General features: G+C 43.4%; 36 protein-coding genes and 1 pseudogene. 2 read left to right on the top strand and 35 right to left on the bottom strand.

The features are described from left to right. Nucleotides 1-111: 111 nt before the first annotated feature. From lysM to B2866_RS07500, 6 genes are all read right to left on the bottom strand, one after another. Entirely contained in the window at nt 112-621 is a 510-nt protein-coding gene (lysM, locus tag B2866_RS07525; RefSeq protein ID WP_144297874.1) for a peptidoglycan-binding protein LysM, read from the bottom strand. A 446-nt stretch (nt 622-1,067) separates the two neighbouring features. Then, entirely contained in the window at nt 1,068-1,304 is a 237-nt protein-coding gene (gene acpP / locus B2866_RS07520) for an acyl carrier protein (RefSeq protein ID WP_068034635.1), read from the bottom strand. Between the two features lie 283 nt (nt 1,305-1,587). After that, complete coding sequence (gene fabG, locus B2866_RS07515) at nt 1,588-2,322, bottom strand: 3-oxoacyl-ACP reductase FabG (protein WP_296192376.1); 735 nt, start codon at nt 2,320-2,322, stop codon at nt 1,588-1,590. Next, complete coding sequence (fabD, locus tag B2866_RS07510; protein WP_296192281.1) at nt 2,313-3,281, bottom strand: ACP S-malonyltransferase; 969 nt, start codon at nt 3,279-3,281, stop codon at nt 2,313-2,315. Before fabD ends, fabG begins: the two co-directional genes overlap by 10 nt. Nucleotides 3,282-3,662: 381 nt before the next feature. Further along, entirely contained in the window at nt 3,663-3,845 is a 183-nt protein-coding gene (gene rpmF / locus B2866_RS07505) for a 50S ribosomal protein L32 (protein ID WP_068408434.1), read from the bottom strand. A gap of 328 nt (nt 3,846-4,173) precedes the next feature. Then, nucleotides 4,174-4,767, bottom strand: coding sequence for a YceD family protein (locus B2866_RS07500; protein ID WP_296192277.1), 594 nt, complete (start codon nt 4,765-4,767; stop codon nt 4,174-4,176). Nucleotides 4,768-4,953: 186 nt separating this feature from the next. On the opposite strand from B2866_RS07500, the gene B2866_RS07495 reads away from it, so the two are divergent. Then, on the top strand, nt 4,954-5,658 hold the full coding sequence (locus B2866_RS07495) for an elongation factor P hydroxylase (RefSeq protein WP_296192275.1): 705 nt from the start codon (nt 4,954-4,956) through the stop codon (nt 5,656-5,658). Nucleotides 5,659-5,898: 240 nt separating this feature from the next. Then, the gene (locus B2866_RS07490; RefSeq protein WP_296192270.1) at nt 5,899-6,519 is read left to right on the top strand and encodes an L-threonylcarbamoyladenylate synthase; all 621 of its coding nucleotides are present in this window, start codon (nt 5,899-5,901) and stop codon (nt 6,517-6,519) included. Between the two features lie 81 nt (nt 6,520-6,600). Here the strand turns inward: B2866_RS07490 and rplQ are convergent, their stop codons facing one another. The 29 genes and pseudogenes from rplQ to B2866_RS07345 all read right to left on the bottom strand — a co-directional run bounded on the left by rplQ (nt 6,601) and on the right by B2866_RS07345 (nt 22,756). Then, the gene (gene rplQ, locus B2866_RS07485; protein WP_068408443.1) at nt 6,601-6,960 is read right to left on the bottom strand and encodes a 50S ribosomal protein L17; all 360 of its coding nucleotides are present in this window, start codon (nt 6,958-6,960) and stop codon (nt 6,601-6,603) included. Nucleotides 6,961-6,979: 19 nt separating this feature from the next. Beyond that, nucleotides 6,980-7,987, bottom strand: coding sequence for a DNA-directed RNA polymerase subunit alpha (locus B2866_RS07480; protein ID WP_068408445.1), 1,008 nt, complete (start codon nt 7,985-7,987; stop codon nt 6,980-6,982). An 81-nt stretch (nt 7,988-8,068) separates the two neighbouring features. Continuing rightward, complete coding sequence (gene rpsD, locus B2866_RS07475) at nt 8,069-8,710, bottom strand: 30S ribosomal protein S4 (RefSeq protein WP_068408447.1); 642 nt, start codon at nt 8,708-8,710, stop codon at nt 8,069-8,071. A 48-nt stretch (nt 8,711-8,758) separates the two neighbouring features. Next, complete coding sequence (gene rpsK, locus B2866_RS07470; protein WP_058368279.1) at nt 8,759-9,148, bottom strand: 30S ribosomal protein S11; 390 nt, start codon at nt 9,146-9,148, stop codon at nt 8,759-8,761. A 20-nt stretch (nt 9,149-9,168) separates the two neighbouring features. Further along, nucleotides 9,169-9,525, bottom strand: coding sequence for a 30S ribosomal protein S13 (gene rpsM / locus B2866_RS07465; RefSeq protein ID WP_058025564.1), 357 nt, complete (start codon nt 9,523-9,525; stop codon nt 9,169-9,171). Between the two features lie 254 nt (nt 9,526-9,779). Next, nucleotides 9,780-9,896 carry a 50S ribosomal protein L36 gene (gene rpmJ, locus B2866_RS07460; protein WP_011279805.1) on the bottom strand — a complete coding sequence of 39 codons (117 nt, stop codon included), beginning with the start codon at nt 9,894-9,896 and terminating at the stop codon, nt 9,780-9,782. Between the two features lie 32 nt (nt 9,897-9,928). Next, nucleotides 9,929-11,260, bottom strand: a complete 1,332-nt coding sequence (gene secY, locus B2866_RS07455; protein WP_197488912.1) for a preprotein translocase subunit SecY — start codon at nt 11,258-11,260, stop codon at nt 9,929-9,931. Between the two features lie 19 nt (nt 11,261-11,279). Further along, nucleotides 11,280-11,720, bottom strand: coding sequence for a 50S ribosomal protein L15 (gene rplO, locus B2866_RS07450; RefSeq protein ID WP_068408451.1), 441 nt, complete (start codon nt 11,718-11,720; stop codon nt 11,280-11,282). Continuing rightward, complete coding sequence (gene rpmD, locus B2866_RS07445; protein ID WP_068408453.1) at nt 11,720-11,899, bottom strand: 50S ribosomal protein L30; 180 nt, start codon at nt 11,897-11,899, stop codon at nt 11,720-11,722. The genes rplO and rpmD overlap by 1 nt, the downstream gene beginning before the upstream one ends. A gap of 22 nt (nt 11,900-11,921) precedes the next feature. Then, nucleotides 11,922-12,437 carry a 30S ribosomal protein S5 gene (gene rpsE, locus B2866_RS07440; RefSeq protein WP_068408455.1) on the bottom strand — a complete coding sequence of 172 codons (516 nt, stop codon included), beginning with the start codon at nt 12,435-12,437 and terminating at the stop codon, nt 11,922-11,924. A gap of 2 nt (nt 12,438-12,439) precedes the next feature. After that, nucleotides 12,440-12,790 (bottom strand): 50S ribosomal protein L18, encoded by a 351-nt coding sequence (gene rplR / locus B2866_RS07435; RefSeq protein WP_068408457.1) that lies wholly within the window; start codon nt 12,788-12,790, stop codon nt 12,440-12,442. A gap of 11 nt (nt 12,791-12,801) precedes the next feature. Further along, on the bottom strand, nt 12,802-13,335 hold the full coding sequence (gene rplF / locus B2866_RS07430; protein ID WP_068408459.1) for a 50S ribosomal protein L6: 534 nt from the start codon (nt 13,333-13,335) through the stop codon (nt 12,802-12,804). Between the two features lie 194 nt (nt 13,336-13,529). Then, on the bottom strand, nt 13,530-13,928 hold the full coding sequence (gene rpsH, locus B2866_RS07425) for a 30S ribosomal protein S8 (protein WP_102077552.1): 399 nt from the start codon (nt 13,926-13,928) through the stop codon (nt 13,530-13,532). Nucleotides 13,929-13,939: 11 nt separating this feature from the next. After that, nucleotides 13,940-14,245: a 30S ribosomal protein S14 gene (gene rpsN, locus B2866_RS07420; RefSeq protein ID WP_102077551.1), complete on the bottom strand. Its 306-nt coding sequence runs from the start codon at nt 14,243-14,245 to the stop codon at nt 13,940-13,942. A 12-nt stretch (nt 14,246-14,257) separates the two neighbouring features. Beyond that, nucleotides 14,258-14,794: a 50S ribosomal protein L5 gene (rplE, locus tag B2866_RS07415; RefSeq protein WP_102077550.1), complete on the bottom strand. Its 537-nt coding sequence runs from the start codon at nt 14,792-14,794 to the stop codon at nt 14,258-14,260. Between the two features lie 21 nt (nt 14,795-14,815). After that, complete coding sequence (rplX, locus tag B2866_RS07410) at nt 14,816-15,133, bottom strand: 50S ribosomal protein L24 (protein WP_068408465.1); 318 nt, start codon at nt 15,131-15,133, stop codon at nt 14,816-14,818. Between the two features lie 8 nt (nt 15,134-15,141). Continuing rightward, nucleotides 15,142-15,510 (bottom strand): 50S ribosomal protein L14, encoded by a 369-nt coding sequence (rplN, locus tag B2866_RS07405; RefSeq protein WP_010196702.1) that lies wholly within the window; start codon nt 15,508-15,510, stop codon nt 15,142-15,144. 181 nt (nt 15,511-15,691) lie between these two features. Beyond that, nucleotides 15,692-15,964: a 30S ribosomal protein S17 gene (gene rpsQ, locus B2866_RS07400; RefSeq protein ID WP_068408467.1), complete on the bottom strand. Its 273-nt coding sequence runs from the start codon at nt 15,962-15,964 to the stop codon at nt 15,692-15,694. After that, on the bottom strand, nt 15,961-16,158 hold the full coding sequence (gene rpmC, locus B2866_RS07395; RefSeq protein ID WP_010196696.1) for a 50S ribosomal protein L29: 198 nt from the start codon (nt 16,156-16,158) through the stop codon (nt 15,961-15,963). The genes rpsQ and rpmC overlap by 4 nt, the downstream gene beginning before the upstream one ends. After that, nucleotides 16,158-16,571, bottom strand: a complete 414-nt coding sequence (gene rplP / locus B2866_RS07390) for a 50S ribosomal protein L16 (protein WP_068034608.1) — start codon at nt 16,569-16,571, stop codon at nt 16,158-16,160. The genes rpmC and rplP overlap by 1 nt, the downstream gene beginning before the upstream one ends. Then, a pseudogene (rpsC, locus tag B2866_RS07385) lies at nt 16,469-17,303 on the bottom strand (30S ribosomal protein S3). The gene rplP and the pseudogene rpsC overlap by 103 nt, the downstream one beginning before the upstream one ends. Nucleotides 17,304-17,306: 3 nt before the next feature. Next, nucleotides 17,307-17,636, bottom strand: a complete 330-nt coding sequence (gene rplV / locus B2866_RS07380) for a 50S ribosomal protein L22 (protein WP_068408473.1) — start codon at nt 17,634-17,636, stop codon at nt 17,307-17,309. Nucleotides 17,637-17,646: 10 nt separating this feature from the next. Then, nucleotides 17,647-17,922, bottom strand: a complete 276-nt coding sequence (gene rpsS / locus B2866_RS07375; protein WP_010196682.1) for a 30S ribosomal protein S19 — start codon at nt 17,920-17,922, stop codon at nt 17,647-17,649. A gap of 12 nt (nt 17,923-17,934) precedes the next feature. Next, on the bottom strand, nt 17,935-18,762 hold the full coding sequence (gene rplB, locus B2866_RS07370; RefSeq protein ID WP_068408475.1) for a 50S ribosomal protein L2: 828 nt from the start codon (nt 18,760-18,762) through the stop codon (nt 17,935-17,937). 11 nt (nt 18,763-18,773) lie between these two features. Next, nucleotides 18,774-19,124: a 50S ribosomal protein L23 gene (gene rplW / locus B2866_RS07365; RefSeq protein ID WP_068408477.1), complete on the bottom strand. Its 351-nt coding sequence runs from the start codon at nt 19,122-19,124 to the stop codon at nt 18,774-18,776. Beyond that, a complete protein-coding gene (rplD, locus tag B2866_RS07360; RefSeq protein WP_068408479.1) occupies nt 19,121-19,723 on the bottom strand; it encodes a 50S ribosomal protein L4 in 603 nt (200 codons plus the stop codon). The genes rplW and rplD overlap by 4 nt, the downstream gene beginning before the upstream one ends. 14 nt (nt 19,724-19,737) lie before the next feature. Then, on the bottom strand, nt 19,738-20,376 hold the full coding sequence (gene rplC, locus B2866_RS07355; RefSeq protein ID WP_296192241.1) for a 50S ribosomal protein L3: 639 nt from the start codon (nt 20,374-20,376) through the stop codon (nt 19,738-19,740). Between the two features lie 47 nt (nt 20,377-20,423). After that, nucleotides 20,424-20,735 carry a 30S ribosomal protein S10 gene (rpsJ, locus tag B2866_RS07350; protein ID WP_010196670.1) on the bottom strand — a complete coding sequence of 104 codons (312 nt, stop codon included), beginning with the start codon at nt 20,733-20,735 and terminating at the stop codon, nt 20,424-20,426. A 428-nt stretch (nt 20,736-21,163) separates the two neighbouring features. Further along, nucleotides 21,164-22,756, bottom strand: a complete 1,593-nt coding sequence (locus B2866_RS07345) for an Rne/Rng family ribonuclease (RefSeq protein WP_296192238.1) — start codon at nt 22,754-22,756, stop codon at nt 21,164-21,166. Between the last annotated feature and the right edge of the window lie 198 nt (nt 22,757-22,954).

The following is a 22,954-nucleotide window of genomic DNA, read 5'->3' as shown; positions in this document are numbered from 1 at the left end:
GCAAATAATAAACCAAAAAAATGCCTCTAATGTTAGTGAGAGGCATTTTTATTAGCGTATAACTTTAAATATCTGTGTTTAAATGTTTAGCTTTAAACATTTAATAGCCTATTATGGCTTAGGAATACGTAGTACTTGACCTGGATAAATCTTATCGGGATCAGACAACATTGGCTTATTGGCTTCAAATATTTTCATATAATCACCCGTTGACCCATATACTTCTTTGGCGATTTTAGACAGACTATCGCCAGATTTTACCGTATACATGGTAGATTCAGGCGCATCTTCTTCAATGTCAATATTATCAATAACTTTGGCGACGTTTTGCACGTTACCGATAGCGATAATGGCTTTTTCGCGATCTGCTTGTGTCTTAGCTTTACCACTGATTTCGGCTGTATCTGTAGAACCATTATATTTTACTTTTAGATTACTGATATTCAGATTTTGCTGCTGAATACGGCGTAGTAGAATATTGGCAACTGACTGAGCAGAAGGCTCTGTGCTTTGAACTGGGGTATTAGCATCCGCTTTGGTTTCCGCTTTAGCGTCATGCTTGGCATCGTCACGGTTAAAAATCTTTTCACCAATGTCTTTTGCAAAACTGAACATACCCATAAAATTGCTCCTTAAAATTTTGTTATTCGTTATTTATCATTATTGTTTTAATAGGCGATATGTTTAACTGCTTTCCTCTGCCTATTAACGTGATTTGTAATTAACATGAAGGTTACTTAGTGGTTAAACAGCCATTAAAGTTTAATCGGTTTTGACAGACATTACTTTTCTACTGTTTACCTTTCTTAGTTTTCAGTTCTTACCATTTCTAGTATAGACAAAGCTGGATAATCCCTCTAGTAATAGTATGTTGAGTAATGTTGATTTGGCGTAGCTTATGTAACTTTATCATTAATAGCTATGATTTAAATAGGCCAGCGAATTTGAGTCATTGTAAAAGGTAAAACAGAGAGTTAATCATTCCATCTAAAAAACAGTGTTAAAAAAACCGCTTATCAATAAAGATAAACGGTCCTATCACACTTACTTACTAAGCAAATGATTATTTACAGTTGCGCTTGTACGTAATCAATGGCTTTTTGAACAGTCGTTAATTCTGCTGAATCTTCATCAGGAATAGTGATGCCAAAATCGCTTTCGAATGACATAACCAATTCAACTAGGTCTAATGAATCAGCGCCTAAGTCTTCCATGAATGAAGCATCATTGTTGATGTCTTCAACGTTCATACCTAATTGTTCCGCTACCGCAGATTTAACTCTTAGCTCGGTATCATTACTCATGTAGATTTCTCCTTTTTGATCTATTATTTTGACAAATTGCCATAGTCTTATAGTAAAGCGCTATGGCAGTATATATAAAATGGGCTGGTCAAATTATCACGGCTGTCTGAGGGCCAGATAACCAATTATACGTTTTGACTAATGTCTGCTAAAACCTAGCTATCATACAGGGCTTTGACAAAAAAGTATCCGTCATTATAGCACCCTTTATTATAGTTTACACTCGTTCACAGAGTTTTTTATTATAACTATGTAACGCCAAATTAGAATGAGAGTTCTAACGCTACATGTACATACCACCATTAACAGGAATAACCGCACCAGTGATATAGCTGGCTTCATCGCCTGCTAAGAATGAGACGGCAGCGGCGATATCTTCTGGCTGACCCAAACGGCTAATTGGTACGGCATCGAGCATTGAGTTAAGTAGGCGCTCATCAAGCTCATCGGTCATATCGGTTTCGATAAGGCCGGGTGCCACACAGTTAATCGTCACTTGACGTGAACCAATTTCTCGCGCCAGCGTCCGGCTAAAGCCTTCGACGCCGGCTTTAGTGGCTGCGTAGTTAGATTGACCCGCATTGCCCATTTGCGCGACCACAGAGGTGATATTGATGATACGCCCACGACGTGCTTTCATCATACCGCGTACCGCTCGCTTACTCATGCGATAAACTGAAGTCAGATTGGTATCGACAACATTGTCCCAATCTTCATCTTTCATACGCATCAATAAGCCATCTTGAGTAATACCGGCATTATTGACCAGTACTTGAACGGCACCGTAAACGCTTTCGATTTCTTCAAACAGCTTATCAATCTGCGCCGTATCGCGCACGTCTAGTACTCGTCCAATACCACCACTATCGTTTAGGTATTCTTCAATAAGTGCTGCGCCTTTCTCGGTAGTTGCGGTGCCAATGACAAAGTGTCCTTCTTTGGCAAAACGTTTGGCAACGGCTTTACCGATACCGCGGCTTGCGCCCGTCACTAATGTAATCGTACGGCTCATGATAATACCTCCATCAACTTATCTAAACGGGCAGGCTTGTCGGTAGGATAACTTACGATAGGATGCGCTTGACGCTTGGCCAAATTACTTAAGACGTTACCGCTGCCACATTCGATTAAAATATTAATTTGTTTGTCGGCCAATTCTTGCATGGTTTTCGACCATAGGACAGGCTCACTGAGCTGCTCGGTCAATGCTTGTTTGATAGCGACTGCATTGGTTTCAACGCGCGCATGACGGTTTTGAATCACTGGAATGGCCGCTTGGTCAAATTGAATGGCTGCCAACTCTTGCGCCAAAGCGCTAGTCGCAGGCTCCATGAGCGCACAATGCGACGGCACACTAACCTTTAATGGAATGGCTTTTTTACCAGTATTTTGAACTTTATCGATCACGGCGTTGACGCCAGCGGCGTTACCTGAAACCACCACTTGACCTGGACTATTAAAGTTTGCAGCGCCAACAATGGCATCATCGACGTGCTCGGTCGCTTGTTCGCATAAGTTTTCGACGCGGTGGTCTTCAAGACCCAGCACCGCTGCCATCGCTGTATCGACCCCTGACACTGCCTCTTGCATCAATTGACCGCGTTTATGTACCAACTTAACCGCATCAGCTAGAGATATCACCCCAGCGGCACACAAGGCGCTATATTCACCCAAGGAATGACCCGCTAAGTAACAAGGTTTATCCTCTATTTTTTGTTGTAAGATGCGCCAAATTGCTATGCTAGCGGCTAATAAGGCTGGCTGAGTATATTGGGTTTGATTCAGCTTATCTTCGTCCTGACAAATTGCCCATAAATCTTCATCAAGCGCCGTACTCGCTTCCGTAAAAGTATCCCGAATCTCAGGATAGGTTTCGGCAAGCTCGCTCAGCATACCAACCACTTGCGAGCCTTGTCCAGGGAATAGGACGGCTATACGGGTGGGTTGTTTTTTTACCGTATCGGGTACAGAGGCCATAACCAATATTCCTTATTTAATTGGAAATACCCCTAAATGAATGGGGTTTATAATAAAATTAGAGACTAATAAAAAGATTTGCTGTACAAAGCGCCGCTATCATTATTCCTTTAAGACAGCTGACTGCTATTAAACTATACACTGACGCAGACAATTAGCATAGCTATCAAAAACTGAAAGCTAAAAAGGCGATATTTTTATCGCCATTAGCTGCTAAAAAATACATAACAAAAAGCCAAGATATCTGACTTCATAATATATGATAGCGAGATAACTTGGCTCTTGTTTGCTTAAACTGCTTGCACCATAACAACTGTGTAAAATCATCGATAGTCATTAGAACTACCAGCATTTTGCATCAACCATCAGCGCGCAAATAAATTAAGCGTCTTGACTAACTTTGAAAAGCTGGCGACCACGATAGAAACCATCTTTAGTCATGTGATGACGACGATGTTTTTCACCAGTAGTAGCGTCGATGCTTAATTCAGCCACTTCCATACGATGATGTGAACGGCGCATGTCACGACGAGAACGACTTTTACGACTTTTTTGAACAGCCATGATATAGCTCCTATACTTAAAAGGGTTAAGCTTGAAATTCAGCTTTAATCGATACCGACAGAGGCTATATAATCACAACAACCTAAGTCTTACGCATCATTAGTTAAATAGATTGCCACACGTATTAAAGTGCTGACTACGTCTAAAATCTATAGTTCGTTTGCGAAGCCAGCTTCTCTCTGCCATTGGCAGGTTGCTAGAATGCAATAAACGGGACATTATACGCATGTTTCGCCAATTAATAAAGCCCTGCTTTTCACTCTTCTCAATAAAGCTGATAAAAGGTGAAAAGTAATGATTTATCGACGTTATGCTGCCAGTTATGCGGTTATAACTTACCTTTTAGCGACGCTAATGCCGCAAAAGGATTCTCATTTTCCTCTTCTTCTGGAATGTCACCAAACTGCTCAACGCTCATCTCACAGTCATCATGCTTTGGTGCCATAGGCGCTTTTAGCAAAATTTCATCTTCGATCAATTTTTTAAACGGCAATAAACGCTCAGGCGCAGGCTCAGTGATAATTTCATCGAGCAGCAAGTAATCCTGCTCTTCACCGACCAAACGCACTTGGCTTTCGTTATCTAACAATGCAATATCATAGTCATCAGTCAAATCAATGGCAATCGGTTGCAAACAACGCTGGCAGGTCAACCATATCTCACCTGTGAGAGTAAAAGACAAATGCAACACATTATTATGGCGATATAGGTTGGCTTTAAGCTCAAGGTTTGATTGCTCGTGCTCAGTCGATAGTATGGCATTTAGGCGCTCAAAAGAAGGCGGCGCAACTTGCCCTGACCATTCAAAGCCACTGTCCTCCCATTTACTTAAAGAAATATGTTCTGGCAGGTTGGTCGACATTGCAGCTGCTGTTTTGTCAGCCTGAAGCGCTGACGGCTTGTTTATTGGAGTGCTTGACATGCGCGGCCTCATTCATCAAAAACGGTGTATAATATTGCCTGCCATACTAACGGAAAGCGTCGATAAGCGCTAGGGCTAGTATGTTAAGATTCTTGGTATGTATTTTCCTATTAAGTTTGCATTTACCTTAGCTTGCTCGCGTTGCAAATCACGCGCTCTACCTTTTTATTTGGTTAATATATTCATATGATATCGCCTGCTGTTGATCCTGACTTCTCCATTTTGCTTTCTGGCTCTGACGCAAAACGTTTGCTACATCGTTTAAATACTTTAGAAACCAAAGAGCCACCTGAGTTTTTGAGCTCTATTTCAGAGATGCAGTTAAACGCACTGTCAAAACAATGGCAGAAAATCATCCATGCTGAAAATATCAACACGCTTGGTGAGAATGAAAAAGCAGCGACCGATTGGCTGATAAGTCTCTTTAATACGCTATTTGCCCATCAGCACGTTATCCTAGTACGGGGCGCCGGCGAACCAGAGTATTTTCCTGCCAAAGCCAATCAGCCAGCACGTATTGAATTTGCCCATGGTTTCTTTCAAAGCGGATTGCATGAGTGTAGCCATTTTTTTATTGCAGGTGAACGCCGTAGACAGCTCTCTGACTTTGGCTACTGGTATGCACCTGATGGGCGCACCGAGGCTCAACAACAAGCATTTGAGCGTGTAGAAATCAAACCACAAGCGTTAGAGTGTTTATTTACTTTAGCGTGCGGGCGTTCTTTTCAAGTCTCGCAAGACAATTTGTTTGCCACCTTTGATACCAGTACCAGCACCTTTGCGCAGGACGTTTATCGGCAGGCCAAAGCATATATAGCCGCACCTCACACCATACCACATGATGCCAAAATATTATTGCAGGCATTATTAACGATTTGTACTGCTAATTAGCGATGAAAAACTGCTCTCTAGATATGTATTTCCTATCGAAAGCGGTCCACAACTATAGCGTTAACGTTTCCCTACTCACCGTAACGCCTTGCTAATAAACTTATATTTACTTTGCGTTATACTGATTAAGTAGTAGCGTAATCTTTTGAGGCAGTCAGAGAGATACGCCAAAAAACAAAACATTCTATTTTTTAAAAAATGCGTATGAAGCACTCTATAATTATAAAATAAGGAAAAATCATGCAAGTATTTTACATTCATCCGGACAACCCACAACCGCGGCTTATCGAACAAGCGGCAGATTTATTACGTAACGACCAATTACTTATCTATCCTACCGATACCAGTTATGCGTTTGGCTGCCGCTTAGGCGCTAAAGATGCACTAGAAAAGCTTAAACACATCCGCGAGCTTGATGATAAGCATCAATTTACCTTGTTATGTCGCGATTTAAGTGAAATTGCCAACTATGCAACGGTGGACAATGTGCAATTTAAACAGCTAAAAGCGCTTACGCCGGCACCGATTACCTTTATTTTAAACGCCACCAAAGATGTACCTAAGAAGTTGGCGCATCCTAAGAAAAAAACCATTGGTATTCGCGTGCCCAGTAACCCTATTGCACAAGCACTTTTAGCAGCGATGGATGAGCCTATATTGACCAGTTCACTCATATTGCCGCACCGCGATGACATATTGGACGATCCCTTTGAAATCGAAGACTTGCTAGGTAGTCAATTAGATGGTCTAATCAATGCGGGTATTAAAACCACAAAATTGACTACCATCGTCGATATGACCAGCAATCAGCCTGAAATCATCAGACAAGGCGCGGCTGACGTCAGCTCACTAGTGCCATAAATAATAGCTTTTATAAATAAAAGGCATAAAAAAAGCTCCAAATTATTGGAGCTTTTTTAATTATACAATGAGCGTATAAAATTAGTCACGATCAACCAATTCTACATAAGCCATTGGCGCATTGTCACCATCACGGTAACCGCATTTTACGATACGCAAATAACCACCTGGACGAGTTTGGTAACGAGGACCTAACGTGCCAAATAGTTTGCCTACCATAGTTTTGCTACGCATACGGCTAAATGCCAAACGGCGATTAGCAACGCTGTCTTCTTTAGCCAAAGTGATTAATGGCTCAGCAACACGGCGCAATTCTTTTGCTTTTGGTAAAGTTGTTTTGATCAGTTCATGCTCAAATAATGAGTTAGTCATGTTCTGAAACATTGCCTTACGATGACTGCCGGTACGACCCAGCTTGACTCCACTCTTACGATGGCGCATAGTCAAAAATCCTTAAAGTTTAACGGCTACGATAAGAAAAGCGATCATCGACACGAAGGTCAGCTGGTGGCCAGTTGTCTAGGCGCATACCGAGCTCTAAATCTTTAGACGCTAATACGTCTTTGATTTCGGTCAATGATTTCTTACCAAGATTTGGGGTTTTTAGTAGTTCAGTCTCTGAACGCTGTACCAAATCACCGATATAGTAAATGTTTTCAGCTTTCAAGCAGTTGGCTGAGCGAACCGTTAGTTCAAGATCGTCCACAGGGCGTAATAGCACCGGATCAACCTCTTCTTTTTCTTTCACAGGCTCAGGCGCTTCTTCAGCTTCTAGGTCAACAAAGATAGAAATCTGTTGTTGTAAAATAGTGGCTGCTTTACGAATTGCTTCTTCTGGATCGATAGTGCCATTAGTTTCAAGCTCGATGATAAGACGATCAAGATCGGTACGTTGTTCTACACGTGCGTTCTCAACCTGATAAGCAACACGTAGTACTGGGCTAAAGCTTGCATCAAGCTTCAAGCGTCCAATCGCTTTAGTGTCACCATCTTCACGGCGCTGGTTTGCTGGCTCATATCCACGACCCATTACCACACGCAGACGCATCTTAAGATGGCCACGGTCGCTTAATGTACCCAATACCAATTCTGGATTGATAATGTCGACATTATGCGGCAACGTGATGTCTGCAGCAGTAATAGTGCCTGGACCTTGTTTATCCAAGGTCAAGAATACTTCATTTTGGTCATGAAGGGTAATTGCCAAGCCTTTTAAATTCAAAAGCAAGTCAAGTACGTCTTCTTGTAGTCCTTCAAGCGTTGAGTATTCATGGTCAACACCATCAATCTCCGCTTCAATGACTGCAGCACCAGGTAATGAAGATAACAAGATGCGACGTAAGGCATTCCCTAAGGTATGCCCAAAGCCGCGTTCTAACGGTTCGAGCGTGACTTTCGCAATCGTTTCATTAACCGTATCCACGTTAATGGCGTTCGGCGTTAGAAACTCAGTTGCACTTAGCATCATGATGTCACCTCGATTTATTAAACTGGTTTAATTAACGTCAATTGCTCAATGCTATTTTTATAACATCGAGCAGTACGTTACTTACTTAGAGTATAGCTCAACGATCAAGCTTTCGTTGATTTCAGCAGGTAGATCAATGCGATCAGGCGCTTGTTTAAACGTGCCTTGTAGTTTGCTGTGGTCAACATCTAGCCATTCTGGAATACCACGTTGTGTCGCTAGTTCAATAGCGTTTTTAATACGTAGTTGTTCGCGAGACTTCTCACGGATAGCGACGACATCACCATCTTGCAACTGAATTGATGGAATGTTCACACGAACAAACTCATCACGACCAGCTTTTTTAACCATCACAGTGCGATGGCTAACTAGCTGACGTGCTTCAGCGCGAGTTGAGCCAAAGCCCATGCGATAAACGACGTTATCAAGGCGACTCTCAAGCATTGCTAACAGGTTTTCACCAGTAGCGCCACGCTTACGAGCAGCTTCTTTATAGTAGTTAGCAAACTGGCGCTCTAGTACACCGTAGATACGCTTAACTTTTTGTTTTTCACGTAACTGTAGAGAGTATTCTGAGCTCTTATTACGACTGACACCATGTTGACCAGGTGGACGAGCCGCTTTTTTCGTTTTTACGTCATATGGTTTAACACCAGACTTAAGGCCTAAGTCTGTACCTTCACGACGTGATAATTTGAGTTTTGGTCCAATATAACGGGCCATTGTTATGTCTCCTATAAGCTCTTATGATAAAAAGCTTCGTCTTTAATATTAGACGCGGCGCTTTTTCGGCGCACGGCAACCATTGTGTGGGATTGGGGTTACATCAGAGATGCTGTTAACTTTATAACCCAATGCACCAAGTGCTCTTACCGCAGACTCACGACCCGGTCCTGGTCCTTTAACCAAAACGTCGATATTCTTAACACCATATTCTTGAGCCGCTTTACCAGCGACTTCAGCTGCAACCTGAGCGGCAAATGGTGTAGATTTACGTGAACCACGGAAGCCTTGTCCACCTGAAGTGGCCCAAGCCAGTGCATTACCTTGACGATCGGTAATCGTAACAATGGTGTTATTAAAAGACGCATGGATATGGGCAACGCCCTCCGATACTGAACGACGAGTCACTTTTTTGCGACTACGAGTGTCTTTAGCCATCTTTTAGCTTCCTAAGTTAATTATCTTTTGAGAGGGCGTGTCGGACCCTTACGAGTACGAGCGTTGTTCTTGGTGTTCTGACCTCTAACTGGTAGGTTACGGCGATGGCGGATGCCACGGTAACAACCAAGATCAACCAAGCGCTTGATATTCATTGACACTTCACGACGAAGATCACCTTCAGTCATGTAATTTGCAACTTGTGCACGGATAGCATCTAACTGTGTATCATCTAACTGGCTAACTTTAGTAGTAGGGGCAATGCCAACTGCTTCTAAGATTTTCTGAGCAGTGGTACGACCTATACCAAAGATATAAGTTAGTGAAATAACAGCATGCTTATTATCCGGAATGTTTACGCCGGCAATACGAGCCATTGATTTCTCTCCATTAAAGAAAAATATCCTTATTGTTTGAATAAGGGGGTATTCTTCAGATTTGTTGCTGTCGATACCAAAGCTTTTATAATTATTATCGCTGCTTCAACTTGATAACAAGCCTATTCATTGACCATTTTATAAAAGATTTTGCATAAACTACGGCAAGTGGCGGATGATATCGCATCCGCCGTCATTTTTCAAGTATTAATTGTATAAATCCAATAAGCGTGACGCTTTATGTCTTTAAAACATTAACCTTGACGTTGCTTGTGGCGAGGTTCTGCGGTACAAATAACATGTACACGGCCTTTACGGCGCACAACTTTACAGCTACCACAAATCTTCTTAACTGATGCTTGAACTTTCATAGCATACTCCTTTGAGATATCGTACCGCTCATTTAAGGTTGAGTGGGCGATTGAATTAACGTCTGATCATGATATTGATGGGTCATCAAATGCGCTTGGATTTGCGAAATGAAGTCCATTACCACAACCACCATAATCAGTAATGACGTACCACCGAGTTGAAACGGTACACCAAACGATGACTGCACGACCATTGGCATTAAACAAATAACCGTCATATACATCGCGCCAATAAAGGTCAGTCGGTTTAATACATGATCAAGGTAACGCTGAGTTTGTTGTCCGGGGCGAATACCTGGGATATACGCACCACTACGTTTAAGGTTTTCAGCAACTTCACGCGGACTAAATACCAATGCCGTGTAAAAGTAACAGAAGAAAATAATCATTGCGCCAAACAGAACCAAATACAGCGGCTGCCCTGGAGACAACACCAGTGCCATATTTTGTAATATCTTTTGTGTAAAAGTAGGATCAGCCGATTGACCAACCCACTGCCCCAAACTTGCTGGAAACAACAACAACGAGCTGGCAAAAATAGCGGGAATAACCCCTGCCATATTCAGCTTCAACGGCAAATGCGACTGCTGCTGAGCGTAAATTTTGCGACCTTGTTGTTGCTTCTGCGCATAGTTTACTGGGACACGGCGCTGGGCACGTTCAATATAAACGATACCAGCAGTCACTGCGATGCCTAGCAATACAAAGATAAAAAGCACAATCAAGTTCATCTGTCCTTGATTGACCTGTTCGATAGATTGCGAAATCATACCTGGCGTACCAGCCACAATACTCGCAAAGATGAGCATTGAGATACCATTACCCACGCCGCGTTCTGTAATCTGCTCACCGAGCCACATTAAGAACATAGCGCCTGCTACCAATGAGGTAACCGCTGGAATATAAAAAGTCAAACCAGTAGATAAGGTAAGATTCTGACTGATTAAGCCAGCACACATTCCTAATGACTGTACTAGTGCCAATGCAAGTGTCCCTTGACGGGTGTACTTGTTTAGCTTACGTCGTCCCGCTTCGCCTTCTTTTTTGAGGGCTTCAAGCGATGGCAATACCGCAGACATCATCTGAACGATAATAGATGCTGAAATATATGGCATGATGCCAAGTGCCATGATGGACATACGTTCTAGTGCACCACCTGAGAACATGTTAAACATGCTCAAAATGGTATTTTCGTTGCGCGAAAACAGATCAGCCAAGTTAACCGGATTGATACCCGGTACAGGGATATGTGACCCTAAACGATAAACAATCAATGCGCCGATTAAGAATAATAAACGCGTCCATAACTCATCATACTTGCGTATAAAGGCAAATGGATTGAGCGGTATACCAGTCGATGACATTGATTGTTTTGACACGTTACTACTCCTCGATGCTACCACCAGCAGCTTCGATTGCTTGCTTGGCGCCTTTAGTCACTTTGATACCTTTAAAAGTATAAGCTTTAGTGACTTCGCCTGACAACATAATACGAACGCGTTTCATGTCATGACGGATAACGTTAGCAGCTTTTAGTGTTTCAATGCTAACCACATCGCCTTCGACTTTGTTCAGTTCAGACAAACGAACTTCAGCAGTCGTCATTGCCATTTTACTGGTAAAGCCAAATTTTGGTAGGCGACGATATAAAGGCATTTGACCGCCTTCAAATCCTGAGCGAATGCTAGAACCTGAACGAGATTTCTGACCTTTTACACCGCGACCACCAGTTTTGCCAAGACCTGAACCGATACCACGACCACGACGTTGGGCAGTTTTTTTCGCGCCAACACCTGGTGATAATTCATTTAATCTAAGTCCCATTACGCTTCCTCCACTTTTACCATGTAGTTGACGCGATTGACCATACCGCGCGTTGAAGGAGTATCTTCTACTTCAACAGTATGACCAATACGGCGTAAACCCAATCCTTTCAAGCTCGCTTTGTGGCTCTTGAGGCGATGGGCACCCGATTTAAATTGAGTGACTTTCATTTTTTTCATCGTAACTCACCTAGTTTCTAAGTTAACCCAAGATTTCGTCTACAGATTTACCACGTTTTGCTGCCATCTTTTCTGGAGTTGACATATCACGTAAACCGTTGAATGTTGCACGTACAACGTTTGCAGTGTTGGTAGAACCATGAGATTTCGTTAAAACGTCTTTAACACCAGCAACTTCTAATACCGCACGCATTGCGCCACCGGCGATTACGCCAGTACCTTCAGATGCAGGCTGCATGTAGACTTTACTAGCACCATGACGTGCTTTGATCGGATGGAACAATGTTGCACCATCAAGCTCAACAGTAATCATGTTGCGCTTAGCAGCTTCAAGTGCTTTTTGAATAGCAGCTGGTACTTCACGTGCTTTACCACGACCAAAACCAACACGGCCATTGCCATCACCCACTACGGTTAGCGCAGTAAATGAGAAAATACGACCACCTTTAACCACTTTTGCAACGCGATCAACGGTAACTAAGCGTTCTACTAGACCGTCAGTCTGTTCATTTTTATCATTTTTATCATTTCTAGCCATGATTAAAACTCCAATCCGTTTTCGCGAGCAGCTTCAGCTAAAGCTTTTACTCGACCATGATATTTAAAACCACTACGGTCAAAGGCAACTTTAGTAATACCAGCTGCTTTTGCGCGTTCTGCGATCAATTGGCCCACAGACGTCGCTGCATCAACGTTACCAGTTGCACCTGAACGTAAGCTGCTGTCTAAGGTAGATGCCTGAGCAATCACTTCACCACCGTTTGGAGAGATAATTTGGGCATAAATATGTCTTGGGGTGCGGTTAACCGTTAAGCGATTTACGCCTAAAAAACGGATATGTGCACGGGTTTTCTTTGCTCGACGTAGACGAGCTGCTTTTTTATCAAACATTTCAACTCACCTTATTTTTTCTTGGCTTCTTTGCGAATCACATGCTCGTCACTATAACGAATACCTTTACCTTTATAAGGCTCTGGTGGGCGGAAACCGCGGATATTAGCCGCTGCTTGACCAAGCTGCTGCTTATCGTTTGATTTTAAAACGATTTCAGTTTGCGTTGGGGTTTCAGCTGATACACCTTCAGGTAGCGTATATTCTACTGGATGTGAGTAACCAACGTTTAGCGTTACTTTATTACCAGTAGCTTGAGCGCGATAACCAACACCAATAAGTTGAAGGCGTCTTTCAAAACCTTCATTTACGCCTATTACTAAATTGTTTAGTAAAGAGCGCATGGTGCCAGTATGCATCATGGCTTCTTTTGAATCGGCTGCAGGTGAGAGAAGAATTGCATCATCTTCCTGTTTTAGCTCGACCAATTCATGCAGGCGTAAAGACATATTGCCATTTTTGCCTTTAACTTCGACCTGCCGATCGTTCAAAGTAACACTTACGCCGCTAGGCAGTGCTACTGGGGCTTTAGCCACACGAGACATAGGAATATTCCTTAAAAAAATTAACTTGCTTTTATTAGCGAAAAAACTAACAGGCTAAAAAGCGTGTTAGTTTAGCATAATTGACTGCATTAGACACCTATCAATGTTAAAAAATATCTATTATAAAATTGATAAGTGCCTAACAACGATCAAGTAGACTTTATCGTCTCGTTACCGATAGCAATGATTGCTAATTAGGCAACGAATGCAACGATTTCACCACCGATACCAGCAGCGCGTGCAGCACGATCGCTCATGATACCTTGGCTGGTCGATACGATAGCAACACCCATACCTTGTTTAACAGTAGGGATAGCGTCTTTACCGCGATGCTGGCGTAAACCAGGACGGCTATAACGTTGAATCGTTTCAATAACCGCTTTGCCTTCGAAGTATTTTAATTCGATGGTCAAAGTTGCTTTATTGTTGTCTTGCTCAGTTACAACAGCGCTGGCCACATAACCTTCACTAACCAACAGGTCAGCGATTGATTTACGTAGTTTAGAGCTCGGCATTGCTACCGATACTTTATTAGCCATTTGTGCGTTACGAATACGGGTTAGCATATCCCCAACGGTATCTTGCATACTCATATCGTTACTCCTTACCAGCTTGCTTTACGAACACCAGGCACATCGCCTTGCATGACACGCTCACGCAGCATATTGCGTGATAAGCCAAACTTGCGGAAGTAACCGTGAGGACGACCAGTGATAGCACAACGGTTGCGCAGACGTACTGGAGATGCGTTACGTGGTAGAGCTTGTAACTCTAACATCGCTTCCATACGCTCTTCGTCTGATGCGTTGATATCATTGATAGTTTCTTTTAGCTTAATACGCTTTTCAGCATATTTAGCAACCATTTTTTCGCGTTTTAATTCGCGGTTAATCATGCTCTTCTTTGCCATAACGTCTTTACCTTATTTAAATGGGAAGCCGAATGCTTTAAGCAACGCACGACCTTCTTCATCAGTACCAGCTGACGTGGTGATGGTCACATCCATACCGCGGATACGATCAATCTTGTCAAAGTCTACTTCTGGGAATACGATTTGTTCTTTGATACCCAATGAGTAGTTACCACGTCCGTCAAAGGCTTTAGGTGAAAAACCGCGGAAATCACGAATACGAGGAATTGCAATGGCAATGAGACGATCTAAAAATTCGTACATTTGCTCACCGCGTAGCGTTACTTTACAGCCAATTGGCCATTCTTCACGAATCTTAAAGCCAGCAACTGATTTGCGCGCTTTGGTGACGACAGGTTTTTGACCAGCAATAGCGGTCATGTCAGCTACAGCACCTTCAAGCAATTTCTTGTCTTGAGACGCGCCGCCCACACCCATATTAAGTGTGATTTTAGTGATTTTAGGCACTTGCATCACATTCGCCAAACCAAGCTCTTCTTTGATTTGTTGCTTTAATTCTTCGTTATATAAAGATTTTAATCTTGCCATTACCATTACACCCTTAGTGTCTTACGCAGTCGCCACTACTTCACCGTTCGAACGATAGACGCGTTGTTTCTTGCCGTCTTCACCGAACTGATAAGTAATACGATCAGCTTTTTGGGTTTGCGCATTTAAAATTGCGACATTTGAGATATGCAAAAAAGCTTCTTGCTTAACGATGCCGCCTTCAGTACCAGTTGCCTGATTTGGCTTCTGATGTTTGGTGACAATGTTGATGCCTTCAACTTTAATACGATCGTTTTTTACAGCTTGTACAGTACCTTGCTTGCCTTTGTCTTTCCCAGCAATCACGATAACTGTATCGCCTTTACGTAATTTTGACATGGATTACCTCACAATACTTCTGGTGCTAGTGATACAATTTTCATAAACTGATCACCACGTAGTTCACGAGTTACCGGTCCAAAAATACGAGTTGCTATCGGTGCTTTGTTTTGGTTCAACAATACCGCAGCATTGTCATCAAAACGCAGAACTGAACCATCAGGACGACGAACGCCTTTTTTGGTACGTACAACTACTGCATTCATCACGTCGCCTTTTTTAACACGACCACGCGGAATGGCTTCTTTAACCGTTACTTTAATAATGTCGCCAACTGATGCATAACGACGATGAGAGCCACCCAGTACTTTAATGCACTGAACTCGTCTTGCACCGCTATTGTCTGCAACTTCCAGCATCGATTCAACCTGAATCATAGCGTTACTCCACACGTATGAGCAATAAAAACCAGTTGCTGCCGCTAGCACAGAATGAGTAGTCGGCATTTTAATATTAATAACCGCTGCTACTCTTAATGTGAGTGATATACGCTCGGCGCAATCAGCATCCTTAAAAAGGCGGCTATTTTAACAGCTTCTGGCTTTTAATGCAATTTACTTAGATTTTTTCTACTTTTTCAACCACTTCAACCAAAGTCCAAGACTTGGTTTTTGAGATTGGACGCGTTTCTTTGATGCGGACAAGGTCGCCTTGTTGACAAACGTTATCTTCATCATGAGCTTTGATTTTTGTAGAACGACGAAGCTGTTTGCCATACAAAGGATGACGAACCAGACGCTCAATCAAAACTGTGATGGATTTGTCCATCTTGTCGCTGACAACTCGTCCTGTCAATACGCTAGCATTAGCTGTTTGATTGTTATCGCTCATGAGTCGCCTCGTTGTTTCTCGTTAATCAAAGTCTGAATCTGAGCAATCGTGCGACGATTGCCTCTGACTTCATGGGTGTTACCCAACTGACCCGTTGCTTTAGCCATACGAATACGGAAAGCATCAAGTTGCTTTTCATCAAGTAACTGAGTCAGTTCTTCTAATGATTTATCACGTAATTCACTGATCTTCATTACATTATCGTCCGCTTAACAATGGTAGTTTTAAAGGGCAGTTTTGCTGCAGCAAGCGTTAACGCTTCGCGAGCAAGTTCTTCTGAAACCCCTTCGAGTTCATATAGCACTTTACCAGGTTTGATTTCGCATACCCAATACTCGACTGGACCTTTACCTTTACCCATACGTACTTCTAGTGGTTTATTGGTAATAGGTTTGTCTGGGAATACACGAATCCAAATCTTACCGCCACGCTTAATTTTACGAGTGATGGTACGACGTGCTGCTTCAATTTGACGGGCAGTCATACGACCACGAGTCAACGATTTTAGACCAATTTGTCCGAATGCAACGGTGCTTCCACGGTGAGCAAGACCTGTGTTACGACCTTTGTGCATTTTACGAAACTTGGTACGTTTTGGCTGTAACATAGTTTAACCTCTGTCTGTGTTTCGACGGTTTCCGTTTCCACGACCACGGCGTTTTGGCGCACGAGTCTGCTCTTCTTTGACGGGATTATATACGCTGTTCATACCGTCAAGGATTTCGCCACGGAAAATCCAAACTTTTACACCGATAGTGCCGTATGTGGTTTCTGCACGAATTGACGCGTAGTCAATATCAGCGCGGAGTGTATGCAATGGCACACGACCTTCACGGTACCATTCAGTACGAGCAATCTCAGCACCGCCAAGACGGCCAGACAGCTCAACTTTGATACCTTTAGCACCAGAGCGCATGCTGTTCTGTACGGCGCGTTTCATCGCACGACGGAACATAACACGGCGCTCAAGTTGGCTGCCGATACCGTCTGCTACCAAACGTGCATCAAGATCAGGTGATGTGATTTCTTCAATGTTGACCTGAGCAGGTACGCCCATAATTTTGGTCAATTCTTTTTGAAGTCTTTCGATATCTTCGCCTTTTTTACCGATAACAATACCAGGACGCGCAGTGGCGATGGTAATCTTAGCAGCACCAGTAGGACGCTCAATCATGATGTTGCTGATCATAGCGTTGTCTAGTTTTTTGCGTAGATACTCACGAACTTGAATGTCGTTGATGAGGTATTCTGAGTATTGTTTAGGGTTAGCATACCAGTTTGCGTTATGCTTTTTGACAACACCAAGACGAATTCCGATTGGATGTACTTTTTGACCCATAACTTATTCTCCTACCTTTATAGTGATGTGACAAGTACGCTTACTGATACGATCAGCGCGACCTTTAGCACGTGGTAGGATACGTTTTAGCGTAATGCCTTCATCAACGTAGATGGTTGATACTTTAAGGGTATCGATATCTAAACCGTTGTTGTGTTCGGCATTGGCGATGGCTGAGTCAAGACATTTCTTAACGAAGACAGCACCTTTTTTATTACTATACGTTAGGATATCCAAAGCACGCTCGATAGATTTGCCACGAACTTCATCAGCAACGAGTCTAACTTTTTGTGCCGATATGGCGGCACCGCGTAATTTTGCAGTTACTTCCATGGTAAGCACCTTATCTCTTAGCTTTCTTGTCAATGCCATGACCACGATATGTACGAGTCGGGGCAAATTCACCTAGTTTATGACCAACCATCTGCTCGCTTACGATAACCGGTACGTGAGTACGGCCGTTGTGAACAGATAAGGTTAGGCCAACCATTTGTGGCAAAATCATCGAGCGGCGCGACCAAGTTTTAATTGGTTTGCGTGAGTTGGTGTCTAATGCATTCTCAACTTTAGCAAATAAGTGCGCGTCTATGAATGGACCTTTTTTCAATGAACGAGGCATGAAATTCTTCCTTTATTTCTTCTTGGCGCGGCGGCGGATGATCATACTGTCAGTACGCTTATTATGACGCGTTTTAAGTCCTTTAGACTTCTGACCCCAAGGGCTGGTTGGATGGCGACCTTTGTTACGACCTTCACCACCACCGTGTGGGTGATCAACCGGGTTCATCGCGACACCACGAACAGAAGGACGAACACCGCGCCAACGTGAAGCACCGGCTTTACCAAGTGATTTCAAGTTATTTTCAGTGTTAGAAACTTCACCAATAACAGCACGGCAGTTCACGTGTACGCGGCGAGTTTCACCTGAGCGTAGACGTAGAATAGCATAAATACCGTCACGACCTAGTAGCTGAACGCTGGCACCCGCAGAACGAGCTAGCTGTGCACCTTTACCGATTTTAAGTTCGATATTGTGAATCACAGTACCCAATGGGATGTTTTTCAGTGGTAAGCAGTTACCTGGACGGATTGGAGAGTTCTCTCCTGACATGACGGTATCGCCAACTGCTTGTTTTTTAGCAGCAATGATGTAGCGACGTTCGCCATCAGCGTACTTAAGTAAAGCAATGTGTGCAGTACGGTTAGGATCGTATTCGATACGCTCAACCACAGCTGGGATATTGTCTTTAGTACGTTTAAAATCGATAATACGATAATGTTGCTTATGACCACCACCAACGTGACGAGTCGTGATGCGACCATTATTGTTACGACCACCTGACTTACTTTTTGATTCGAGAAGCGCTGCAAAAGGACGACCTTTGTAAAGGTGTGGATGCACCACTTTTTCAACAAAACGACGGCCTGGTGATGTTGGCTTTGCTTTTACGATAGGCATGAGTGTAATCCTTATTCGTTGTTCGCTGTTTCACTAGTAGAAGCAGTCGTGTTTGCGACCTCTTCACCAGCATCAGCCATTTGTACATCTTGACCAGCTTTTAAGGTAACGTAGGCTTTTTTATAGTCATTACGACGGCCGATATTTTTACCAAAACGCTTTGTCTTACCTTTAACATTCAAAGTGTTTACTTTTAAAACTTCAACGCCTTCGAACATCATCTCAACCGCTTTTTTGACTTCAAGCTTAGTAGCATTAGAGTCAACTTTAAATACCTGTACACCAAGTGAGTCGCCAAGCATTTGAGATTTTTCTGAGAATACAGGCCCTCTTAAGACCTGATAAAGTCTTGCGTTATTCATGCTAGTGCTTCCTCAAATTGTTTCGCAGCTTCAACTGACATGATTACTTTATCAAAAGCAATCAAGCTCACTGGATCCACTTCGTTTGTACCAAGTACATTGACGTGTGGGATGTTGCGCGCAGCTAAGTATAGATTTTCGTCAACTTCTTTGGTGACGATGAGTGCACGAGGTGCGCCCAAATCATTTAACTTTGCAATCAGCTCTTTGGTCTTAGGACCAGAAACGCTTAGCTCTTCAACCAAAATCAAACGCTCTTGGCGAATCAATTCGGCTAGGATGCACTGCATCGCACCGCGATACATTTTGCGGTTAACTTTCTGTGACCAATCTTGTGGTTTGGCTGCGAATGCACGACCACCTGAACGCCAGATTGGGCTACGAATAGAACCTGCACGAGCGCGACCAGTACCTTTTTGGCGCCATGGCTTGATGCCACCACCAGAAACTTCGGCACGGGTTTTCTGAGCGCGTGTACCTTGACGAGCACCAGCAAGATATGCGGTGACGACCTGATGCACTAATGCTTCGTTGAATTCACGACCGAAAGCCGTATCAGAAAGCTCAACTGCCGCCCCTGTAACTGTTTTTAAATCCACGTTAATCCCCTTGCTTAGGCTTTGACTGACGGACGTACGATGACATCGCCACCGGTGGCACCTGGGATAGCACCCTTGATGACAAGTAACCCTTTTTCAACATCAACCGATATCACTTCTAGGCCCTGAACGGTAACGCGTTTGTTACCCATTTGACCTGGCATTTTTTTGCCTTTGAAGACTTTACCTGGTGACTGGTTTTGACCAGTTGAACCAAGGACACGGTGAGACACTGAGTTACCATGAGTGGCATCTTGCATGCTAAAGTTGTGACGCTTTACGCCGCCTTGAAAGCCTTTACCTTTACTCTGTCCTGTGACATCTACAATCTGACCTTGTTCGAACAAGTCAGCTAGGATCTCACCACCAATTTCACGACCTTCAAGATCGCTGTCATTGGCACGAAATTCCCATACACCACGGCCAGCTGCAACGCCAGCTTTAGCGAAGTGACCTTTCTGTGCAGCAGTTACGCGGCTGTCACGACGAGTACCTGTGGTAACTTGAATGGCTTGATAGCCATCTACATCAGTATTTTTTACTTGAGTAATGCGGTTAGCATTGACCTCAACCACTGTAACAGGAATAGATTCGCCTGCTTCAGTGAAGATACGGGTCATGCCGCATTTTTTACCGACTAAACCGATCGCCATTTTAGACCTCTTTATATCTTATATTAATGGGTTGGGTGTGTTTTGCATTAACCCAAAGCAATTTGAACGTCAACACCCGCCGCTAAGTCTAACTTCATTAGCGCATCCACAGTTTTGTCGGTAGGCTGAACGATATCAACCATACGCTTGTGAGTACGGATTTCGTACTGGTCACGAGCGTCTTTATTAACGTGTGGTGAGGTTAGAACGTTGAAGCGCTCAATGCGAGTCGGCAACGGTACAGGACCACAAACTTGCGCACCGGTGCGCTTTGCAGTATCAACGATCTCTTGTGCAGATTGATCAATCAGACGATGATCAAAAGACTTAAGACGGATACGGATTCTCTGGTTAGCCATGCCAGCAAGCTCCTAATATGTGCTTTTGTCATTCTTGCTTTGCAAAGATATGAGCAAAAGCCGTTTGGTTAAATATTCACTTTAAGCGGCCTTCTGTTCTTAACCAGAATGAGTTCGTTACCGGAACTTATAGCGTGCCAAAAGCAAAATAGTTTAAAGCCCCGCCGACCCTTCCATTATAGGATGTCAGCAAAGGCATAATGAAATAGTGCTAGAAACGATGCTCTAGCTGTCATAGCGCCAGCTGTTTAATTGGCTGCGCATATATAATTCAGTGGTGTGTATTATACATAGTATTTCGCTCATTGCAAGAGTAATATCGGCGGTGTTTTGAGATATCCCCCTTTATAAACAAGCGCTTTTATCAATAATTTTCTTATCAAAACCTCAATTAAGATACTTTATAATGGTATAAATTTACTCTATCATTAATCTAAAACGATGTCATATTGCTCTTGGGTATAGAGATTTTCGACCTCAAAGGTAATCACTCTACCTAATAGATACTCTAAATCTGCGACGGTGTCTGATTCGGTGGTCAATAGTAAGTCAATGACGGCAGCATGGGCAACCACAGTGAATTTCTTGGGCGAGTTATAAGTTCGCGCACAGCGCATAATCTCGCGAAATATCTCAAAGCAAACGGTTTCGGCCGTTTTAACAAAGCCGCGACCCTGACAGGTTGAGCAAGGTTCACATAGCTGCTGTCCAAGCGACTCACGGGTACGTTTACGCGTCATTTCAACCAGCCCAAGCTCACTGACTTGGGTGATTTTGGTTTTGGCGTAGTCCTGCGCCAACTGCGCTTGCAGGCTCTCTAAAATATCGTCTTTATGCTGCTGCTCAAGCATATCAATAAAATCTAAGATAATAATGCCGCCAAGATTACGCAGGCGTAGCTGGCGTGCGATGGCGTGAGTGGCTTCTAAATTGGTTTTATATACCGTATCTTCTAACGAGCGCCCACCAACAAAAGAGCCGGTATTGACGTCAATGGTGGTCATGGCTTCGGTTTGATCGATAATCAGATAGCCACCAGACTTTAAATCAACACGGCGTTTTAGGGCATCACGCAAATCATCCTCGACACGGTGGACATCAAACAAGGAAGGCTCGGCGGTATAATGCACAATACGGTCGTAGACGAAAGGCACAAACTCTTTAGCAAAATAACGGACTTGCTCGTAGATTTGCGCGTTATCAATCACCACTTTTTCGGTATCGGCATGCACCAAGTCACGAATGGAGCGCAGCGGCAGTGATAATTCTTGATAAATAAGCTCAGAGCTTTGATTTGGTTTTGTCTCTTGGCGACGGGCGCAAATGGTGCGCCAGAGCTGTAATAGATAGTAGATATCTTCTTCGAGTTTATTAACCGGCACGCGCTCAGCGGCGGTACGCGCGATCAGGCCACCTTGTAGGTTGACCGTTTGCATCAGGCTTGCCAGTTCAGTCTTTAGACGAGTGCGTTCTTCTTCGCCATCAATACGCTGCGAGATACCGATATGATCGCTCGATGGCAGATAGACCAAGTAACGTGATGGCAGCGATATATTGGTGGTTAAACGCGCGCCCTTGCTACCAAGCTGGTCTTTAGTGACTTGTACTAAGATACGTTGGCCTTCGTGCAGTCGATGCTGGATAAGAGATTTTGTAACGGCTACCACCTCAGTACTGTGTGCGCTGACCACAGGCGGCGTTACCGCCAAATCATCAGCGGTAGCTTCGATAACAGGACGTTGGTTATCGGTGTTTTCTGAGGTCTTATTTTTGCTCTCACTGACGGGACGCGGTTCGCGCTGCATATCATTGACATGTAAAAACGCGGTGCGTGACTGGCCGATATCGACAAAAGCTGCTTGCATGCCAGGAAGCACGCGTACTACCGTACCCAAATAAATATTACCGACCAAGCCAAGTTTATGATGACGCTCGATATAAATCTCGCCCAACACCCCGTTATCTAACACGGCGACGCGCGATTCCATGGGACTAATATTAATCAGCAGCTCTTCGGACATAATATTTTCTCTTAGCACTCAGCTTTCTTGTGAAGCGTTCATCGTTTGGTAGCCTCACAGTGTACCAAATGCACCTTGGGTTTGCCCATTATCCTAGCGTGTCATTATGTGCAGATGATTGAATGATAGCCTTTTGCCAGTTCATTTAAAACCACGCGTTTAATTACCCTAAATCAAATACGCTCTACTCTCACCTAT

This window comes from Psychrobacter sp. UBA3483 (assembly GCF_002377905.1).
Taxonomy (GTDB): Bacteria; Pseudomonadota; Gammaproteobacteria; order Pseudomonadales; family Moraxellaceae; genus Psychrobacter.
Note: the sequence above shows the minus strand (reverse complement) of the source record. Positions and strands in the feature narration are given on the sequence as shown.